The organism is Blastococcus sp. DSM 46786 (assembly GCF_900109665.1).
Classification (GTDB): Bacteria; Actinomycetota; Actinomycetes; order Mycobacteriales; family Geodermatophilaceae; genus Blastococcus; species Blastococcus carthaginiensis.
The window spans coordinates 120,715-138,198 of record NZ_FOAO01000008.1 but is presented as its reverse complement, the minus strand read 5'-3'; the positions used below and the strand labels follow the sequence as shown (position 1 = coordinate 138,198).

The window sequence follows — 17,484 nt, the reverse complement described above, 5'->3', positions numbered from 1 at the left end:
CCCCATGTCGAGCAACACCCTGACCGCCGCCGAGGCGAGCGGGCCGCACAAGCCGGCCGCGGGCTTCGAGGGCGACCGGCAGGACAACACCGTGGGCGGCGCCGTCCGCGGCTACCTGAACAAGCTCCGGGCCGGCGACCTCGGTGCGCTGCCCGCCGTCCTCGGCATCGTCGTGCTGGGCATCCTGTTCACGGTGCTGCGCCCCGGCACCTTCCTGACGCCGCTGAACCTCTCCAACCTCCTGGTCCAGGCGACGCCGATCATCGTGCTGGCGATGGGACTGGTCTTCGTCCTGCTGCTGGGCGAGATCGATCTCTCCGCCGGTGTGGTCAGCGGCGTCTGCTCGGCGGTGCTGGCCCAGCTGCTGGTGCAGGCGGGGGTGGCCTGGCCGATCGCGGTCCTGGGCGCGATCGCGGCCGGCGCCATCATCGGCGGCTTCACCGGCAGCCTGGTCGGCATCGTCGGCATCCCGTCCTTCGTGGTGACCCTCGCGCTGTTCCTCGGCTTCCAGGGCGTCACCCTGCGGCTGATCGGGCAGGGCGGCACCGTGCCCGTGCGCGAGCCGGTCATCCGGGCACTGGCCAACGAGAACCTGCCGGTCACCCTCGGCTGGATCCTGGCCGTGCTGGTCGTCGTCGCCTACGCCGGGGTGGAGTTCTGGCGGTGGCGCTCGCAGCGCACCCGCGGCCTGGCGCACCAGCCCCTGGCCCTGGTGGTGCTGCGCATCGTCGTGATCGCGGCCGTCGTGTTCACGGTGACGGCCATCCTCAGCGTCGACCGGGCGCTGGCCGCCGCCATCGACCTCGCCGGCATCCCGTACGCGGTCCCGCTGGTCGTGTTCCTGCTGCTCGTCCTGACGTTCGTGCTGTCGCGGACCAGCTTCGGCCGGCACGTCTACGCCGTCGGCGGCAACGCCGAGGCCGCGCGCCGCGCCGGCATCAACGTGACCCGCATCCGGGTGCTGGCCTTCGTGATCTCGTCCAGCCTGGCAGCGATCAGCGGCATCCTGGCCACCTCGCGGCTGAGCTCGGTCACGCCCGACGCCGGTGCGGGCAACACCCTGCTCTACGCGGTCGGTGCCGCCGTCATCGGTGGCACCAGCCTCTTCGGCGGGCGCGGGCGGGCCCGGGACGCCGTCCTGGGTGGTCTGGTCATCGCGATCATCGCCAACGGGCTGGGGCTGCTCGGGGTCGCGGCGTACCTGAACTTCATCATCACCGGCGGGGTGCTGCTGCTCGCCGCGAGCGTCGACGCGCTCGCCCGCCGACGGGCCGCCACCGCCCGACGATGACCCCTGCCGCCCGCCGTGCTCAGCGCCGGCGGGCGGCAGGTGACCACGCCGACGCCGGCGTCGTCCGCACCCCGCGGACGGCGCCGGCGTCGGCGTGTGCACTGGTCACGGCCCCCGGCCCCGGCGAAGGCATAGGAAGCTTTACCTGCAGATCGGCGACGCGATCCGTAGGTAGAGCTTCCTATGCCCAGAGGGCGTCAGGCGCGGGTGACGGCGTCGGCGAGCAGGTCGCGGGTGAGCTCGACCTGCCACCCGCGGGCGCCACCGGCCCGCAGCGCCTCGGCCACGGCGGCCGGCTCGCGCGGCTCCGGCGGGCTCCACATGATCCGCCGCACCAGGTCGGGGGAGAGGATGTTCTCCACCGGCACGGAGTGCTTCTCCGACAGCTCGGCCAGCCCGGCCCGTACCACCTGCAGCCGGGTGGCGGCCGCGGGGTCGCGGTCGGCCCACCGGTTCACCGGCGGTGGACCGTCGCCGGGCCTGCTGTGCAGCGGCAGCTCGTCCTCGGGCAGTGCCTTGCCATGCGCCAGGGCGTTGTACCAGTGCGCCACCAGCCGGCGGTTGGCCCTGCCGCGGAACACCGGCAGCTCGAGCAGGGCACCCTCGTTCTTCGGATCGGCCTGGACGGCGGCGACCATCGCCGAGTCGGGCAGCACCCGGCCGGGCGCGACGTCCCGCTTGCGGGCCAGCTCGTCGCGCGCCTCCCAGATGGCCCGCAGCATGCCGAGCTGGCGGCGGCTGCGCAGCCCGTGCACCCCGGACGTGCGCCGCCACGGGTCCTGCCGCGGGGCTGGCGGGCCGGCGGCGAGGATGGCCTCGAACTCCTGCCGCGCCCACTCGGTCTTCCCCTGCTCCTCGAGGATGGCGGCCAGCGCGTCGCGGAGGTCGACCAGCACCTCGACGTCGAGCGCGGCGTAGACCAGCCACTCCTCCGGCAGCGGGCGGGTGCTCCAGTCGGCGGCGGAGTGCCCCTTCTGCAGCGAGAAGCCCAGCAGCGACTCGACGACGGCGCCCAGCCCCACCCGCGGCAGCCCGGCCAGGCGGGCGGCGAGCTCGGTGTCGAAGATGCGCGCGGGGGTCAGCCCGATCTCGGCGAGGCAGGGCAGGTCCTGGTTGGCCGCGTGCAGCACCCACTCGGCGTCGGCGATCGCGGCCTGGAGCACCGAGAGGTCCGGCAGCGGGATCGGATCGAGCAGGCCGGTGCCGGAGCCGGCGCGCCGCAGCTGCACCAGGTAGGCGCGCTGGCCGTACCGGTAGCCGGAGGCGCGCTCGGCGTCGACGGCGACCGGGCCGGTGCCCGCGCGGAGCGCCTCGGCGTACCCGACCAGCTGCGTGGAGGTCTCGATGACCGGCGGCAGGCCGTCGCGGGGGGCCAGCAGCGGGGTCGCCTCGGGGGTCTCGGCGGCCGCCGGGTCCTGCGGTGGCCGGGGAGTGGGCTCGGTGCTCAGTTGCCGTCCACCTTCTTGCCGGTCCTCGTCCTTCGGTCCACCGGCGCCCGGGCCGGGAGGGCGACGACCGCGCCGATCCGAGGAGGAGCACCGGCTCAACGGGCTCCGTGCCGCTGTGCCGCACCGATGTTAGAGAGTCTCGCTGCCGACCCGGTCGGAGGGACCCAGGAGCCGGACGCCGGGCGGTGGGAGCCCCGCGGCGTTGCCCAGCACCTCCAGCCAGGCCGCCAGGTGGCAGGCGAGGTCGCTGTCCCCGGCCGTCCAGGAGGCGCGCATCTCGACGTCGACCGAGTGCTCGGGGCCGGCGAGCTCACCGAAGCGCGTCGATGCGGTGCGGGTGACGGTGCCGCCGACCGTGTGGTGCGTGGCGCCGGAGTCGCCGAGGGCGTCGGTCAGCCAGCTCCAGGCCACCTCGGAGAACATGGCGTCGTCCACCAGCTCCTCGTCGGTCGCGGCGGACAGATAGCCGACGCAGCGGGTGGTGCCGTGCCAGGCCTCGTGGCCCTCGGGGTCGAACAGCACGATGAACCGCGCGCTGGCGATTTCGGCGTCGTCCTCGTCCTCGGCCTCGGGATCGGCCACCCGGGCGCCGAGCGCGAACGCATGGGGCGCCAGGCGCTGCGGGGCGGGGATGCGGCCGAGCTCGATCTCCGGGCGCACCCGCACCGCGGCCAGCGACTCCAGGGCAGCGCGGAAGGCGGCCGGGACGTCGACGTCCCGGTCCCGGTCCCCGGCATCGGCCAGGTTGCGCGGCTCCACGTCCGCAGAGTAGGCCGGGACGCGGCACGGCGGCGCCGACGCGCCGCACGGGCGTGCGGACGCGGCGACGCGGTGCCACCCGGCGGTCTGGGAGGATCGGCGGTCGTGAGTCCCGCTCCCGCCTCGGCGTCCCCGGCCGATTCCGATCTCGTCCGTGCCGCCCGTGGCCTCCCGGTGAGCCGCACCCCGGTCTGGTTCATGCGCCAGGCCGGCCGCTCGCTCCCCGAGTACCGGGCCCTGCGCGCCGGCACCAGGATGCTCGACGCCTGCCAGGACCCCGACCTGATCACCGAGATCACCCTGCAGCCGGTCCGCCGGCACGGCGTGGACGCGGCCATCTTCTTCTCCGACATCGTCCTGCCGCTCGTGGTGGCCGGTGTGGACATCGAGATCAAGCCGGGCGTCGGACCGGTCGTCGCGAGCCCCGTGCGGACCGTCGCCGACGTCGACGCCCTCCCCGACCTCGAGCCCGACCGGCTCGGGTTCCTGCAGACGGCGGTGCGCGCGCTGGTCGCCGAGCTCGGGCCCACCCCGCTCATCGGCTTCGCCGGGGCACCGTTCACGCTCGCCACCTACCTCATCGAGGGCGGGCCCTCCAAGGAGCACGCCCGCACCAAGGCGTTCATGTACGCCGAGCCGGAGGCGTGGTCGCGGCTGCTGCAGAAGCTCTCGGTGTCGTCGTCGACCTTCCTGTGCGCCCAGATCGACGCCGGCGCCTCGGCGGTCCAGCTGTTCGACTCGTGGGCCGGCGTGCTCTCGGCCGCCGACTACGCCGAGCGGGTGCTGCCCCACTCGCGGGCGGCCTTCGACGGGCTGGGGGAGAGGGACGTCCCCCGCATCCACTTCGGCGTGGGCACCGGCGAGCTGCTGCCGCTCATCGGGGACGCCGGCGCCGACGTCGTCGGGGTGGACTGGCGGGTGCCGCTCGACGAGGCCGTGCGGCGCGTGGGGCCGGGGCGGTCGCTGCAGGGCAACCTCGACCCCGCCGTCCTGCTGGCCGACCGGGCGACCGTCGACCGGGAGGTGCGCCGCGTCGTCGAACAGGCGAAGGGGGCCCGCGGGCACATCTTCAACCTCGGCCACGGCGTGCTGCCCGAGACCGATCCGGACGTGCTGACCCACGTCGTCGAGCTGGTCCACGAGCTCACGGCCCGGTGACTCCCTCCCGCCTGGTCGTGGTCGGTGCCGGCATCACCGGCCTGGCCGCCGCCTTCGAGTGGCGCCGCCGGCGCCCGGACGACGAGATCGTCGTGCTGGAGGCCGGCGACCGCGTCGGCGGGAAGCTGCACCGCATCGAGCTGGCCGGCCACTGGTACGACACCGGGCCCGAGGCTGTGCTGGCCCGCGTCCCGGAGGCGGTCGGGCTGGTCGAGGCCCTCGGCTGGGGTGACCGGCTGGTCGCGCCGGCGACCACCCAGGCCGCCGTCGTGCTGCCCGAGGGCCGGTTCCCGCTCCCGGCCGGCACCGTGCTCGGGGTGCCGGCCTCGGCGGACGGCCTCGACGGGATCCTGTCGCCCGCGGGTGTCGCCCGCGTCCGGGCGGAGGCAGCACTGCCCCCGCCGGCGGTGGACGGCGACGTCGCCGTCGGCGCGCTGCTCCGCGAGCGGCTCGGCGACGAGGTGGTCGACCGGCTGGTCGAGCCGCTGCTGGGCGGCGTCTACGCCGGCCGGGCCGACGAGCTCTCCCTGCAGGCGACGATGCCGGCCCTGTTCGCCCACCTGCCCGGCTCCGCCTCGGTGCTGGCCGCCGCCGCGGCCGCCCGGGACGCCGGCAGCCGCAGCCGCGGCGACGTCGACGGCCCGGTGTTCGCGACCGTCGACGAGGGCATCGGCGCGCTGCCCGCGGCGCTGGTCGCCGCATCGCGTGCCGAGGTCCGGCTGCGCACCCCGGCGCACGGCATCCGGCGGACCGCCGCGGGTCTGGAGGTCTCGGTGGGCCCGGTGGGGACGCCGGAGGTGCTGACCGCCGACGCCGTCCTGGTCACCGTTCCCGCCGGCAAGGCCGCCCGGCTGCTGGCCGGTGTCGCGTCCGGCGCGGTGCAGCCGCTGCAGGGCATCCCGTACGCCTCGATGGCCGTGGTCGCCATGGCGTTCCCCGCCCAGCAGGTCGACGCCGGCAGCGGGCTGCTGGTGCCCCCGGTGACCCGCCGGCTGGTGAAGGGCGTGACCGTCTCCTCGAGCAAGTGGCCGCACCTGGGCGGGGATGCCCTGCTCGTGCGCTCGTCGGTGGGCCGGTTCCGCGACGAGTCCGAGCTGCAGCGCACCGACGAGGACCTGGCTGCCGCGGTGGTCGCCGACGTCGCCGACCTGCTCGGGCTGTCGCGTCCCGAGCCGCTGGAGACCGCCGTCGTCCGGTGGGGCGGTGGCCTGCCGCAGTACCTCGTGGGACACCAGGCGCGGGTGGACGCCGTGCGCGCCGCCGTCGCGGGGGTGCCGGGGCTCGGCATCGCGGGGGCGGCCTTCGCCGGGGTGGGTCTGCCGGCGTGCATCCGCGACGCCCACCGGGCGGTCGACGCGCTGGCGTGAAACGGTGGCGCGGGCCACGGGCCGGGCGGGGCATCGCCGGTGGGGTCGTGGTGTTGGGACCGGGGTGAGCACGACCCACCTCCACTCCCACGACCAGAAGCCCACCACCACCTCCCGCTGCCTGCGCCACCACGTCTGGATGGCCGCCTGCGCCGACTGCCGCGAGGCGCACCGCGTGCCGTCGCCGCGCCGCGCTGCCGCGACCGGGGAACGACCCGCCGGCTGACCCCCGGGTTGCCAAGGGCACCGCCGCCCCACAGGGTCGGGGGATGACCGGCACCTTCCTCCGCGGCCTGGCGGCCGGCGCCCTGGGCACCGTCGTCCTGGACGCCGCCACCTCCCTCGACATGGCCCTCCGCGGTCGGCCGGCCAGTTCGGTGCCGGAGCGCACCGTCGACGCCGCCGCGGCCGCGCTCGACCGCGACGTCCCCGGCCGCGGACAGGTCCGCCGCAACCGGCGCAGCGCCCTGGGTGCGCTCACCGGGATCGGCAACGGGCTGGCGAGCGGCGTGCTGGCCAGCGCCCTGCGCTCGGCGGGGGTGCGCTTCCCCGCGCCCCTCGGTGCGCTCGTCGCCGGCGGCACGTCGATGGCCCTCACCGACGGCGCGGTCGCCGCGCTCGGGGTCGAGGACCCGCGCACCTGGGGCCGGGAGGAGTGGCTCGCCGACGTCCTCCCGCACCTGGCGTACGGGGCCGCGGTGCAGACGGTGCTGGAGAGCGTGCCCACCGACGCCGAGCGGGCCGCCCCGGTGCCGCCTCCGGCGGCCCTGACCGCCAGGGCGCTGCTGCTCGGCGTGGCGACGGGGGGTCGGAGCTCGCTCGGCTTCGCCGGGCCGGCGCTGACCGCACCCACCCGGCCAGGTGCCCCTGGGCACCGGTCGCGGCCCGCCCGGGTGGTCGCGCTGGCGTCGCTGGCGGGGGAGCTGGTGGCCGACAAGCACCCGGCCACCCCCGATCGCACGCAGCCCGGCGCGCTGGGCGGGCGGCTGGTCGCGGCGGCGGTCGGCGGGACGTCGCTGGCCGCGCGCGAGCGCGTCAACGGCGCGCTGCCCCTCGTGGCGGCGGTGGCCGGCGGTCTCGCCGGCAGCGTCGGCGGCCTGCGGTGGCGCCGCTGGGCGGCGTCGCGCATGCCCGACCTGCAGGCCGCCCTGCTCGAGGACGCCGTCGCGCTCGGCCTCGCCGCCGCGGCCTGCCTGCCCGGCCGGTCGCGGCCGCCGCTGGTCGCCGTCCCGCGGTAGATCACAGACCCTCGAGGCCTGCGGCGCCGCCGCGCGCGCGACAATGGGCGGCATGAGCGACCAGGTCGAGGAACGCAGCATCGGCAAGCGGGCCAACGAGCTCAACGCCACGATCCGCTACACGATGTGGTCGGTGTTCCGCCTGACCCGCCCGCTGGAGGACGAGCGGCGGCACCACGTCGCCGCCGAGGTGACCGAGCTGTTCGCCGAGCTGGCCGGCAAGGACGTCGTCGTCCGCGGCACCTACGACGTCGCCGGGTTCCGGGCCGACGCCGACCTCATGGTGTGGTGGCACGCCGCCACCGCCGAGGCGCTGCAGGAGGCCTACACCCGGCTGCGCCGCACCACCCTGGGCCGGCACCTGGAGCCGGTGTGGTCGCAGCTGGCGCTGCACCGCCCGGCGGAGTTCAACCGCAGCCACATCCCGGCGTTCCTGGCCGAGGAGGAGCCGCGGCGCTACGTCTGCGTCTACCCGTTCGTGCGGTCCTACGAGTGGTACCTGCTGCCTGACGAGGAGCGTCGGGACATGCTCAAGGAGCACGGGATGCAGGCCCGGCCCTACCCGGACGTGCGGGCCAACACCGTCGCCGCGTTCGCGCTCGGCGACTACGAGTGGATGCTCGCCTTCGAGGCCGACGAATTGCACCGCATCGTCGACCTCATGCGCGACCTGCGGGCCAGCCGCGCCCGGCGGCACGTGCGCGAGGAGGTGCCGTTCTACACCGGCGTCCGCAAGCCGGTCGCCGAGCTGGTCCACGACCTGGCGTGATGAGCCGGGCGATCGGCGTCGCGAGGGCCGGAGGCCTTCCGACGCCGATCGCGCAACGGCTCAGCGGTGGCCGGGGACGGCTCCTGATCGCGGTGTGATCCGGAGGATCACGATGTGCTCAGCGGTGTGATCCGGAGGATCACGAGGTGCTCGGCTGCAATCGGACCGAGACGCTGTTGATGCAGTAGCGGTCGCCGGTCGGCGTCTGCGGCGCGTCGTCGAACAGGTGGCCCAGGTGGCTGTGGCAGGTGGCGCACAGCACCTCGGTGCGGACCATTCCGAAGCTGCGGTCCTCGCGGAGGATCACGTTGTCCTCCGCCGAGGCCTCGTAGAACGACGGCCAGCCGCAGTGCGAGTCGAACTTGGTCTCCGAGCGGAACAGCTCGGCGCCGCACGCGCGGCACTCGTAGACGCCGACGGTCTTGGTGTCGACGTACTCGCCGGTCCAGGCGCGCTCGGTGCCGGCCTGGCGCAGCACCTGGTACTCCTCCGGCGACAGCTGCGCCCGCCACTCCTCGTCGGTCTTCGTGACCTTGGGCTTCTGGGGGGAGGTCGTCATGCCAGGTCGAACGAGCCGCGAGGCGGCACCATTCCCGGTGCTCAGCGGCCCAGGCCGGCATCGCGGGCCCGCACGATCGCCTGCGCCCGGTCGGTGACCTGCAGCTTGGCCAGCACGTTGGACACGTTGTTGCGCACCGTCTTGGGGGAGAGGTAGAGCGCGGCGGCGATCTGCGCGTTGGAGCGCCCGGCGGCGACCAGGTCGAGGACCTCGCGCTCCCGGGCGGTGAGCTGCGGGAACGCCGTCTCCGGCCCGGCCGGCCCGCCGGCGAAGAAGTCGGCGATCCGGCGCGCCAGCGCGGCACCGAACACCGCGCCGCCGTTGGCCACCATCGTGATGGCGCGCACCACCTCCTCCTGGTCGGCGCCCTTGAGCAGGTAGCCCCGCGCCCCGGCACGGACGGCGGCGAAGACCGTGCCGTCGTCCTCGCTCATGGTCAGGACGACGACGCCCACCGACGGCGAGGCCGAGGTCACCCGCCGGGTCGCCTCGATCCCGTCGATGCCCGGCATCTGCACGTCCATGACGACGACGTCGGGTTGCTCCTCCAGCGCCAGGGCGACCGCGGCCTCACCGTCGGCGGCGGTGCCGACCACGGTGAGGCCGGGGACGGAGTCGAGCAGCATGGCCAGCCCGTCGCGGTAGACCGGGTGGTCGTCGGCGACCACCACCCGCAGCGGCTCCTCGACCTCGGTCACGTCGTCGTCCCTCCGTCCGCGGGCAGGACCGCCCGCACCACCGTCCCGCCGTCCGGCGGGCACGACACCGTGCAGCGGCCGCCGAGCTCGGCGGCGCGTTCGCGGAGCGACACCAGCCCCACCCCGGCCGGGGCACCCTCCGGGATGCCGACGCCGTCGTCGGTCACCGTCAGGACCAGGGACCGGTCGGCGTCGCGGACCAGCTCCACCCGACAGGTGGCGGCGCGGGCGTGCCGGGCGACGTTGGCCAGCGCCTCCGACGCGATCCGGTAGGCGGCGACCTCGACCGCGGCAGGGAGCTCATCGGCCATCGGGTCCGCCGCCACCGCGGTGGCCGTACCCGTGCCCAGCAGCCGCTCGGCCTGCTGGCGCACCGCCCCGGCCAGGCCGAGGTCGTCCAGCGCCGGCGGTCGCAGGTCGTGCACCAGCCGGCGAACGTCGCCCAGGGCGCCGGCGACGTCGTCCCGGGCCGCGCGGAGCAGCCGGTCGGCGTCCTCCGCGCGGCCCGCCGCGGTCAGGTTGCGGGCGGTGTCGATGCGGAGGACGACGGCGCCCAGGCTGGGGCCCAGGCCGTCGTGCAGGTCGCGGCGCAGCCGGCGGCGCTCCTCCTCGCGCGCGGCCACCAGCTGCTCCCGGCTGGTCTGCAGCTGGGCGGCGAGGGAGCTCGCCCGCGCCGCGGCCGCCGCCTGGCGCACGACATCGGCCAGCAGCCCCTCGTCGCGGGTGACCAGGTGCGCCCGGACGCCGTCCCGGGGCAGGAGCAGCCGGCCGACCTCCTCGCCGCGGTAGGCGATGGGCAGGGACCGCACCGCCGCCGGGCGCCGGCCGTGCTCGGCCACCAGCCGCTCGCCACCCGCGTGGTCGACCTCCACGCCGACGTAGGGCGACCGGAAGGCCTCCGCGACCGCCGCCGCGATCGCCACGAGCTGCGCCTCGACGCCCTCCGACCGCTCCAGCCGCGCCGCCAGCTGCGAGACGACCCGGTAGGGGTCGTCTCGCTCACCCAGCACCCAGCGCCGGACCAGGCGCCACAACGGAGCCCGGAGGGGGACGTACGCGGCCGCGACGACCAGCAGCGTCAGCAGCGTGGCGTCGCGCTCGCCGAACCGGTCGCCCAGCAGTGCGCCGGCGCCGGCCAGCACGGCCAGGTCGAGGAGCACCACGCCGATCCCGAGCACGCCGTAGACGACGGTGGCGCCGAGCAGCCGGTCGATGTCCACGGCCCGCGGTCGCAGGATGCCGAGGGCCACGGCGCCCCCGGTCAGCGCGACGGCGACCATCAGGGCCATGGCGCTCGGCTCGCCCGGCAGCAGCAGCGTGGCCAGCATGACGAGGAGGTCCACGACGGCGGCCCAGAGCAGCCAGCGCAGCCGGCGGCGGTCCTCGTTCGTGGTCCGGCGGTAGCGGAGGACCACCGAGGCCGCGGGGACCGCGATCCCGAGCACGGCGATCGGGAAGGCGATCCGCAGCAGGGGGAGGGCGACCGAGCCGGGCAGCGGCAGGCTGGTCAGGTCGAGGTCCAGGGAGCGGAAGGCAGCGGGCACCTCGCCGTCGTCGGCGGCGAAGGCGACCTCCGCGGGGACCACCAGGAGAAGGGCCGGGAGGAAGGCGGTGGACGCCAGGCTGGCGATCGCGACGGGCCGCCACCGCCCGCCCGGCAGTCGCCCGTCGGGGTAGAGGAGCAGCAGGAGCGGCAGCCCGAGCAGCAGCGCGGCGCCCAGTCGCTGCAGGAACCAGAAGGCGAGGCTCGCCCCGGGCAGCGCCGGGTCGTACTGGACCGCGTACGCGAGCCACGACTCGGCGAGGCCGTCGACCGCCCAGAACAGCCCCGTGCCGGCGAGCACCCAGGAGACGGCGTTGCCCGGCGCCCGGAGGAGCAGCAGCGCCCCGGGTACGGCGACGGCGACACCGGCGAGCGCGGCCACCGAGCCGGGGGCGACCTCGACGGCGGCCCGCGCCGCGGACGGCGTCAGCACGTCCAGGACGGCGGCGGCGGCGCAGGCGGCCAGCGACAGGGCGAGCACGGCCCAGGCGGCGGGCCGGCCGGCCCGGACCCGGCGAGGTGGGGGTGGTGGCGGGCCCTGTGACCGCGACGCACCGATCCGCCCGGTCGTCGGCGCCTGTGTCTGCACGCGCGCATCCTCGCCCGCCGACGTCCCGGACGTCACGGGGCCGGTGTCCCGTGTCGGGCGGGACATCTCGCGGGACCGGATCGGGGGCGGCGGGCCCTGGGAGCCCGGGACGCGTCCCCGCGACGGTTCTCCCAGCGCGGCGCACCCGGTGCCGCATCCAGCAGGAGGTCCTCCGATGTCCCTCAGCACCACCCCGGCCCCCGCCCGCACCGACGTCGCGACCGCACGCGGCACGGCGCCCGGCACCTCGACCGGCTTCGTCCGCCGGGCCGGCGTCGCGGTCGCCGCCGGCGCCGGCTCCTGGTCGGTCGCCTGCGCCCTGCTCGGGACGACGCCGCCGGCCGGCACCTGGCAGGCCACCGTCGTCAACCTGGCCGCGGTCGCCTTCCAGATCGGCCTGATGTTCCTGGTGACCGTGCAGATGCGGACCGGTGCGATCGGCACCGGCCGCCTGGCCCGACGCCTGCTGCACGTCGAGCACGGGCTGCTCTCGGTGGCCATCGTGTCCTCGCTCATGTGGGCATTCACGCCCGGGCTCTACGACACCGGCTTCTTCTTCGTGATCGACCTCTTCTGGCCGCTGTCCATGCTGGGCATGGCCGCCCTGGGAGTCCGCATCGCGATCGCCGGCCGCTGGCAGGGCGTCGCTCGCTTCTGGCCGATGGTTGCCGAGAGCTGGGCGCCGGTCACCGTGCCGACCGCCTTCCTCCTGCCCGCGATCACCCAGTACGTGGGAGCCGCGCACCTGCTGGTCGGGTACGTCGCCCTGGGCGTCATCCTCGCCACCCACCCGCCCGCACCTCACCGGCGCCCGCGACTGAACGACCGACCGCCGCCCCGTCTCCCTCCCGGGAGGCGGGGCGCCGTCGCGTCCGCGCCCCGGGGGAGACTGGCGGGGTGACCGCCGCCCCCCAGCCGCCCGACGGCCTCCTGCCCGACGTCTGGTTCACCCGCGACCTGCCCGTGCTCCGGGCGATCGCCCGGCTGGTGGACGAGCCGAAGCACGGCGGCGCGCCCTACCTGCTGGGCTCGGTCGTGCCGGGCAGCGGGCTGCCGAAGGCGGACGTGATCGCCGCGGCGAAGGCGCTGGCCTCGGCCGGGTACATCGAGCCGCTGACCAACCACGCCGGCGACATCGTGCGCATCACCGCGATCTCGGCGGAGGCCCGCCGGCTGGCCGGGCTCTGGCCGACGCCGCAGGGAGAGTGGGAGCGGCTCCTCGAGCAGCTGGCGGCCCGGGCGGCGAACGCGCCCACCGACGTCGAGCGGCAGCGCTGGCGGGCCTTCGCCGAGGCGGCCGCTGCCGTGGGTGAGCACGACGGGGCGCTGCTGATGTCGGCGCTCATCGGCGGGTACGTGCCGCGCGCCCGCTGAGCGGTGGCCGCCCTGGCGCCCTGCGTGTGCGCGAGCGCCCGGTTCCACGCTCGGAAAGCCCGCGCCGGCGCACACGCTCGGCAGCGCAGGCGGGGTACGGCCGGGTATGCGAACGACCGCGCCTCCGCTGGCCCGGGCGTACACGCTCGGCACGTCCGGTCCCACGAACGACAGCGCGCGGCACGTACCCGCGAACGACAGCGCCCCCGCCCGGGGATCCGGACGGGGGCGCGGTGCTGATCAGGTGATCAGAGCGGGGTGACGTTCGCAGCCTGCGGGCCCTTCTGGCCCTGCTCGATGTCGAACGCGATCCGCTGGCCTTCATCGAGCGAGCGGTACCCGCTGGACTGGATGGCCGAGTAGTGGACGAAAACGTCCGGGCCGCCGCCGTCGGGGGTGGCGAAGCCGAACCCCTTCTCCGCGTTGAACCACTTGACAGTTCCTTCGGGCATTGCTCGCTCCTAGCTGAGGTGGTGCATCGGGGTCCTGCCATAGCGCAGGGCCTTCCCGACGCGCCAACCCTAGCCGTCGATCACCGGATCGGGACACCGGTGCGGCAGAACTGTGACCTGCGACTCTTCTGCGGGTGGTCCGGCGGTCAGAGCAGGCGGCCCGGGTCCTCGGGGAAGTCGGGCGCCACGCGCCGTTCCCGGCGGATCCGCGCGGGCCCGTAGGCGCCGACCGAGTACGGGTCGCGCGGGGGCGCGGCGGCCGGCAGGGCGAGTGGCTCCGAGCGCCACGAGCGGACGCCGATCGGCCGGTCCACTAGGAGCGCCGGCGGCACCGGCGGGCGCAGCCGGGCGACCGCCGCCGGGGACCAGCGGCGCAGCAGGAGCTGCCCGGCCAGCAGGACGGCGAGGGTGATCGAGACGGTGAGGAAGGCGTCGGTGACCGCGGTCGCGACGTCGAGGGCGGTGATCCGGGGCCAGCCGATGCTCTCCAGCCGGTGCCCGACCATCTCGACGACGACGTACAGCACGCCGTACGCCAGCAACCAGATCCTCACCCGTGCTCCTCCGCCGTGGTCGACAGGTGCATCGACCACCGCTACCGCCCGCTGGAGCACCCGGTGGCGTCCGGACGCCGGTGCTCACCCGTCCGGGGGAGCGGCGCCGTCCGGGCGGAGGACGGCGGTGGGCAGCGGTGCACGGCCGGGCGGTCTTGCGGTTTTCCTGCGCTTCCCTCGGGACCGCCCTGCGGGTGCTCCCCGACGGTGGGACCTGCCGGACGGATCCGGCGCACACCGATCCAGGAGGACCACCATGCAGCAGCTCGTCGCCTCGCCCGTGCCCGCCCGCACCGCCGTCCCGGCCGGTGCCGTCTTCCTGCGCGACGTGGAGGACCTGCACGACGCCGACCTGGACCAGCTCCTCGCCGACCGCCTCGCCGAGTCCGCCGACGCGCTCCGCGCCGCGGTGGCCGCCGCCCAGCTGACGCGGCGGATCGGGCAGCCGGGTGCGCTGCGGGCGCACCACCTCGGCGCGGCCGCGCGCCGGTTGGCCGGCTGACCCGGCGGGCGCACGCCGACGGGCCGCCCCTCACCCCTCCGGGTGGGGAGGCGGGCCGTTCCGGTCCTACCGGGGGCCGGAGCTGCCGATGCCCTTCCTGCGTCGTCGGGCGATCGGTGGCCCACCGTTCGGCGGGACACGCCACGGCGATGTGCGGTTTCCGCTGGCCGCCGCGCTAGCTTCCGCCCGGGCGCAACGACGCCCGCACGTCCCGTTCCCAGTGGAGGACCCATGACCGAGCCGCAGCACGACCGGCCCGAGGAGAGCACCCAGGCCGACGTCACGCTCGTGGCGCGTGGCCTGACGGCGACGGCGCAGGTGGAGGTCTCCAACGAGAACACCATCGTCGTCCGCCCCCTCGGCGAGGGTACGGAGTGGAAGCGGGCGATCAAGCCCGGGGACCCGGTCGCCCTCTACTGGGTCAGCGGGTACGAGGAGCGCTCCCTGCCCGCGAAGATCACCAGCGTCGAGGTCGGCGAGGAGCCGCTGTGGCACCTCGTCCCCACCGGGCCGGCGGAGCGCAGCCAGCGCCGGCGCACGGTGCGCGCCCGCGTCGAGGTCCCGGTGGTCATGCCGTGGCTCGATGGTCTGCTCGTCGGCTCCACGGTCGACCTCAGCGAGGCCGGGCTCCGCGCCCTGGTGGACGGGTGGGGGCTGCCCCCGGAGCCGGGCACGCGGGCCCACATGACCCTGACGATCGGCGACGACACCGTCGACGTCCGCGGTGCGATCGTCCGCCAGCAGGTGCAGGGGGCGCGGTGGCTGCTGTCCATGCAGTTCCACGACGTCGAGGAGAAGGACGCGGACGGGCTGCGCCGGCGGGTCTTCCAGGCGCTGCGCGAGGAGCGCGCGGCCGCCCTGGACTGAGGGTCGCACTCGGTCACGGCCGACCTGATGGACCCCTGTCAGGTCGGCCGGGCGTGCGGCACGAGCTCCAGGAGGACGGCCTCGCTCGGCTGCAGGACGAACCGGGCCCGGGGCCCGGTGCCGTCCTGGACCGCGGTTCCGGTTCGTTCCGGGTCCGTGGACACGAGGACGGCGTGGCGCGCGCCCGGGATGCCGGGGACGATCAGCGGCCGGGGTTCCGTGGCGAAGTTGACGGCGGCGAGCAGCCGTTCACCGGGCCCGGTGCGCAGCCAGGCCAGGACGTCCGGGCCGGCGTCGAGCAGGTGCTGGTCGCCGGACCGCAGGGCCGCGGACTCCGCGCGCAGCTCGCCGAGCCGGCGGACCAGGGACAAGGTCGAGCAGGGATCGGCAGCCTGGCTCTCGACGCAGAGCTGCTCGGCCTCGCGGACCAGTGGCAGCCACGGCTCCCCGGTCGTGAAGCCGGCGCCCGGGCCGGCCAGTGACGGTGGCCGCCAGGGCAGCGGTGCCCGTCCGGGGTCTCGGCCGTCGACGTCGACGACCCGGCCGGGCGGGATCTCCGCGTCGGGCAGACCGAGCTCGTCGCCCTGGTAGAGGAACGGCGTCCCGCGCAGCGCGGTCAGCATCAGCGCGACGGCCCGCGCCCGGGCCTGCCCGGAGCCGCCGTCGTCGTAGCGCGTGGCGATCCGGGAGTGGTCGTGGTTGCCGAGGAACCAGGCCGGCCAGGCGTCCGGCTCGGCCAGCGCCTCGAACTCCGCGATGACGTGCCGGAAGGCGGCGGCGTCCCAGGGCAGGTGCAGGAAGACGAAGTTGTGCGCCATGTGCAGCTGGTCGCCGCCGCTCAGGTAGTCGACGACGCGCCGCTGGTCGAGCAGGTAGACCTCGCCGACGATCATCCGGTCCTGGTACTCGTCCACCACCCGCCGGATGCCGCGGAGCCGCTCGTGCGCGACCGGCTCCCAGTCCTGGTCGTGGCGCCGGTCGGAGCCGGCGTTGCTGCGCAGCAGCGGGTCTTTGCCCAGCCGCTGCAGCGCGTCGATGCGCAGCCCGTCGACGCCCCGGTCCAGCCAGAACCGGACGACGTCGTGCATCGCCGCCTCGACCTCCGGGTTGTCCCAGTTCAGATCGGGCTGCTGCGGGGTGTAGGAGTGCAGGTACCACTGGCCGGTGTGCTCGTCGTAGCTCCACGCCGGGCCGGCCGCGGCGAACTCCGAGCGCCAGTCGTTGGGCGGGCCGCCGTCGGGTGCGCTGTCGCGCCAGACGTACCAGTCGCGCCTGGGGTCGTCCCGGCTCGACCGGGAGGCGAGGAACCAGGGGTGCTGGTCGGAGCTGTGGTTGGGCACCCAGTCCAGGACCACGCGGATGCCCCGTGCGTGGCAGTCGGCGATCAGCCCGTCGAGGTCTTCGAGGGTTCCGAACACCGGGTCGACGTCGCAGAAGTCGGCCACGTCGTAGCCGGCGTCGACCATGGGGGAGGTGAAGACCGGGGAGAGCCAGACCGCCGTGACGCCCAGGTCGGCCAGGTGGTCGAGATGTGCGCGCAGGCCGCGGAGGTCACCCACGCCGTCGCCGTCCCCGTCGGCGAACGACCGGGGGTAGACCTGGTAGACGGCGCCGCGCTGCCACCACGGGGGCGAACTCACCCAGGCAGCGTAGGGCCGATCAGCGGAAGCCGCGCACGACGTCCCTGAGCCCTCCGCCCTGACGGTCCAGGGCCGAGGTGCCCCCTCGGCATCGCCGCGGAGCGAGACCCTGCCGTTGGCATTGGGGAGTCCTACGGGGCGCTCCGGCGGCGGGAGGCCGTGCCGGATATCGCCCCATCACCGGACATGCGCGCGGGCGGGTCATACGGGACGGCTGTTCCGTGGCCGACGACCTGACCTGCCCCATTCCCGTTAGGAGTTCCTCCACGGAGACGGCATTGTCACCGCGGATGGAACTGCTGAAATGCGCGACGGGGCCGACGACTGGGCGGCAATTGCCTCGTGGAGTGCGGCGGTGGTTCGCCAGCGCCTGTGTCTGAAGGCGGCTTCACGGACAGTTGTCAAGCCGGGAAGGTCATGACGGCTCTTCTCGGTTCCTGGTGAAGGACGTGGCGTGAGCCGGTGACCGTGATCTTGGCCCGGAGACGTTGAGGGCCCGTGGTCCTGCTGGGATGGGTGTTGCAGGGACAGGACTAGGTGGCCGCCTTCCTGGGGCGGAACGAGGTCATCGATCCCGACGGCGGCGGGGCGGTGTGGGAGGTCCCGATCAGCGACCCCGCGCTGTTGCTGCCGTTGAACTACGAGCAGCCGGCGCTGCGGCCCCGACCGGTCGAAC

Annotated in this window: 18 protein-coding genes; 10 read left to right on the top strand and 8 right to left on the bottom strand. The window is 75.4% G+C overall.

All coding sequences use genetic code 11. The annotated features are described in order from the left end of the window. Positions 1-4: 4 nt before the first annotated feature. Complete coding sequence (locus tag BMW62_RS09335) at positions 5-1,291, top strand: sugar ABC transporter permease (protein ID WP_091930578.1); 1,287 nt, start codon at positions 5-7, stop codon at positions 1,289-1,291. 197 nt (positions 1,292-1,488) lie between these two features. On the opposite strand, the gene BMW62_RS09330 is transcribed toward BMW62_RS09335, so the two are convergent. Together BMW62_RS09330 and BMW62_RS09325 are read right to left on the bottom strand one after the other, a co-directional pair. Then, positions 1,489-2,838: a ribonuclease D gene (locus BMW62_RS09330; protein ID WP_244523930.1), complete on the bottom strand. Its 1,350-nt coding sequence runs from the start codon at positions 2,836-2,838 to the stop codon at positions 1,489-1,491. Positions 2,839-2,868: 30 nt separating this feature from the next. Next, positions 2,869-3,498 (bottom strand): DUF3000 domain-containing protein, encoded by a 630-nt coding sequence (locus BMW62_RS09325; protein WP_091930577.1) that lies wholly within the window; start codon positions 3,496-3,498, stop codon positions 2,869-2,871. Positions 3,499-3,603: 105 nt separating this feature from the next. Between BMW62_RS09325 and hemE the strand changes: the two genes are divergently transcribed. From hemE to hemQ, 5 genes are all read left to right on the top strand, one after another. Continuing rightward, positions 3,604-4,656 carry a uroporphyrinogen decarboxylase gene (hemE, locus tag BMW62_RS09320; RefSeq protein WP_091930576.1) on the top strand — a complete coding sequence of 351 codons (1,053 nt, stop codon included), beginning with the start codon at positions 3,604-3,606 and terminating at the stop codon, positions 4,654-4,656. Beyond that, positions 4,653-6,023, top strand: a complete 1,371-nt coding sequence (gene hemG, locus BMW62_RS09315; RefSeq protein ID WP_091930575.1) for a protoporphyrinogen oxidase — start codon at positions 4,653-4,655, stop codon at positions 6,021-6,023. The genes hemE and hemG overlap by 4 nt, the downstream gene beginning before the upstream one ends. A gap of 64 nt (positions 6,024-6,087) precedes the next feature. Further along, positions 6,088-6,249: a hypothetical protein gene (locus BMW62_RS22590; protein WP_170852301.1), complete on the top strand. Its 162-nt coding sequence runs from the start codon at positions 6,088-6,090 to the stop codon at positions 6,247-6,249. 43 nt (positions 6,250-6,292) lie between these two features. Beyond that, positions 6,293-7,261 carry a hypothetical protein gene (locus BMW62_RS09310; RefSeq protein ID WP_091930574.1) on the top strand — a complete coding sequence of 323 codons (969 nt, stop codon included), beginning with the start codon at positions 6,293-6,295 and terminating at the stop codon, positions 7,259-7,261. A 52-nt stretch (positions 7,262-7,313) separates the two neighbouring features. Further along, a complete protein-coding gene (hemQ, locus tag BMW62_RS09305) occupies positions 7,314-8,030 on the top strand; it encodes a hydrogen peroxide-dependent heme synthase (RefSeq protein WP_091930640.1) in 717 nt (238 codons plus the stop codon). Positions 8,031-8,169: 139 nt separating this feature from the next. Here hemQ and msrB read toward each other — a convergent pair whose 3' ends face one another. Genes msrB through BMW62_RS09290 form a run of 3 tightly spaced genes read right to left on the bottom strand, consistent with a single transcriptional unit; the run spans position 8,170 to position 11,419 of the window. Further along, complete coding sequence (gene msrB / locus BMW62_RS09300; RefSeq protein ID WP_091930573.1) at positions 8,170-8,589, bottom strand: peptide-methionine (R)-S-oxide reductase MsrB; 420 nt, start codon at positions 8,587-8,589, stop codon at positions 8,170-8,172. A 41-nt stretch (positions 8,590-8,630) separates the two neighbouring features. Beyond that, positions 8,631-9,287, bottom strand: a complete 657-nt coding sequence (locus BMW62_RS09295; RefSeq protein WP_091930572.1) for a response regulator — start codon at positions 9,285-9,287, stop codon at positions 8,631-8,633. Continuing rightward, positions 9,284-11,419: a sensor histidine kinase gene (locus BMW62_RS09290; protein ID WP_170852300.1), complete on the bottom strand. Its 2,136-nt coding sequence runs from the start codon at positions 11,417-11,419 to the stop codon at positions 9,284-9,286. The genes BMW62_RS09295 and BMW62_RS09290 overlap by 4 nt, the downstream gene beginning before the upstream one ends. Before the next feature lie 175 nt (positions 11,420-11,594). On the opposite strand from BMW62_RS09290, the gene BMW62_RS22165 reads away from it, so the two are divergent. Next, positions 11,595-12,320, top strand: a complete 726-nt coding sequence (locus BMW62_RS22165; RefSeq protein ID WP_139206227.1) for a hypothetical protein — start codon at positions 11,595-11,597, stop codon at positions 12,318-12,320. Further along, positions 12,317-12,793 (top strand): hypothetical protein, encoded by a 477-nt coding sequence (locus BMW62_RS09280; RefSeq protein WP_091930569.1) that lies wholly within the window; start codon positions 12,317-12,319, stop codon positions 12,791-12,793. Before BMW62_RS22165 ends, BMW62_RS09280 begins: the two co-directional genes overlap by 4 nt. A 248-nt stretch (positions 12,794-13,041) precedes the next feature. Here BMW62_RS09280 and BMW62_RS09275 read toward each other — a convergent pair whose 3' ends face one another. Both BMW62_RS09275 and BMW62_RS09270 read right to left on the bottom strand, forming a co-directional pair. Then, positions 13,042-13,245 (bottom strand): cold-shock protein, encoded by a 204-nt coding sequence (locus BMW62_RS09275; protein ID WP_014377016.1) that lies wholly within the window; start codon positions 13,243-13,245, stop codon positions 13,042-13,044. Between the two features lie 146 nt (positions 13,246-13,391). Next, positions 13,392-13,799, bottom strand: a complete 408-nt coding sequence (locus BMW62_RS09270) for a hypothetical protein (protein ID WP_091930568.1) — start codon at positions 13,797-13,799, stop codon at positions 13,392-13,394. 256 nt (positions 13,800-14,055) lie between these two features. Between BMW62_RS09270 and BMW62_RS09265 the strand changes: the two genes are divergently transcribed. After that, positions 14,056-14,301, top strand: coding sequence for a hypothetical protein (locus BMW62_RS09265; protein ID WP_091930567.1), 246 nt, complete (start codon positions 14,056-14,058; stop codon positions 14,299-14,301). A 231-nt stretch (positions 14,302-14,532) separates the two neighbouring features. Further along, on the top strand, positions 14,533-15,168 hold the full coding sequence (locus BMW62_RS09260; protein ID WP_091930566.1) for a PilZ domain-containing protein: 636 nt from the start codon (positions 14,533-14,535) through the stop codon (positions 15,166-15,168). 38 nt (positions 15,169-15,206) lie between these two features. Here BMW62_RS09260 and BMW62_RS09255 read toward each other — a convergent pair whose 3' ends face one another. Then, the gene (locus BMW62_RS09255) at positions 15,207-16,808 is read right to left on the bottom strand and encodes an alpha-amylase family glycosyl hydrolase (protein ID WP_091930565.1); all 1,602 of its coding nucleotides are present in this window, start codon (positions 16,806-16,808) and stop codon (positions 15,207-15,209) included. Between the last annotated feature and the right edge of the window lie 676 nt (positions 16,809-17,484).

Coding starts and splice junctions, on each gene's coding strand:
- BMW62_RS09335 (WP_091930578.1), top strand. CDS start 5: ATGTCGAGCAACACCCTGACCGCCGCCGAGGCGAGCGGGCCGCACAAG.
- BMW62_RS09310 (WP_091930574.1), top strand. CDS start 6,293: ATGACCGGCACCTTCCTCCGCGGCCTGGCGGCCGGCGCCCTGGGCACC.
- hemQ (WP_091930640.1), top strand. CDS start 7,314: ATGAGCGACCAGGTCGAGGAACGCAGCATCGGCAAGCGGGCCAACGAG.
- msrB (WP_091930573.1), bottom strand. CDS start 8,589: ATGACGACCTCCCCCCAGAAGCCCAAGGTCACGAAGACCGACGAGGAG.
- BMW62_RS22165 (WP_139206227.1), top strand. CDS start 11,595: ATGTCCCTCAGCACCACCCCGGCCCCCGCCCGCACCGACGTCGCGACC.
- BMW62_RS09275 (WP_014377016.1), bottom strand. CDS start 13,245: ATGCCCGAAGGAACTGTCAAGTGGTTCAACGCGGAGAAGGGGTTCGGC.
- BMW62_RS09265 (WP_091930567.1), top strand. CDS start 14,056: ATGCAGCAGCTCGTCGCCTCGCCCGTGCCCGCCCGCACCGCCGTCCCG.
- BMW62_RS09260 (WP_091930566.1), top strand. CDS start 14,533: ATGACCGAGCCGCAGCACGACCGGCCCGAGGAGAGCACCCAGGCCGAC.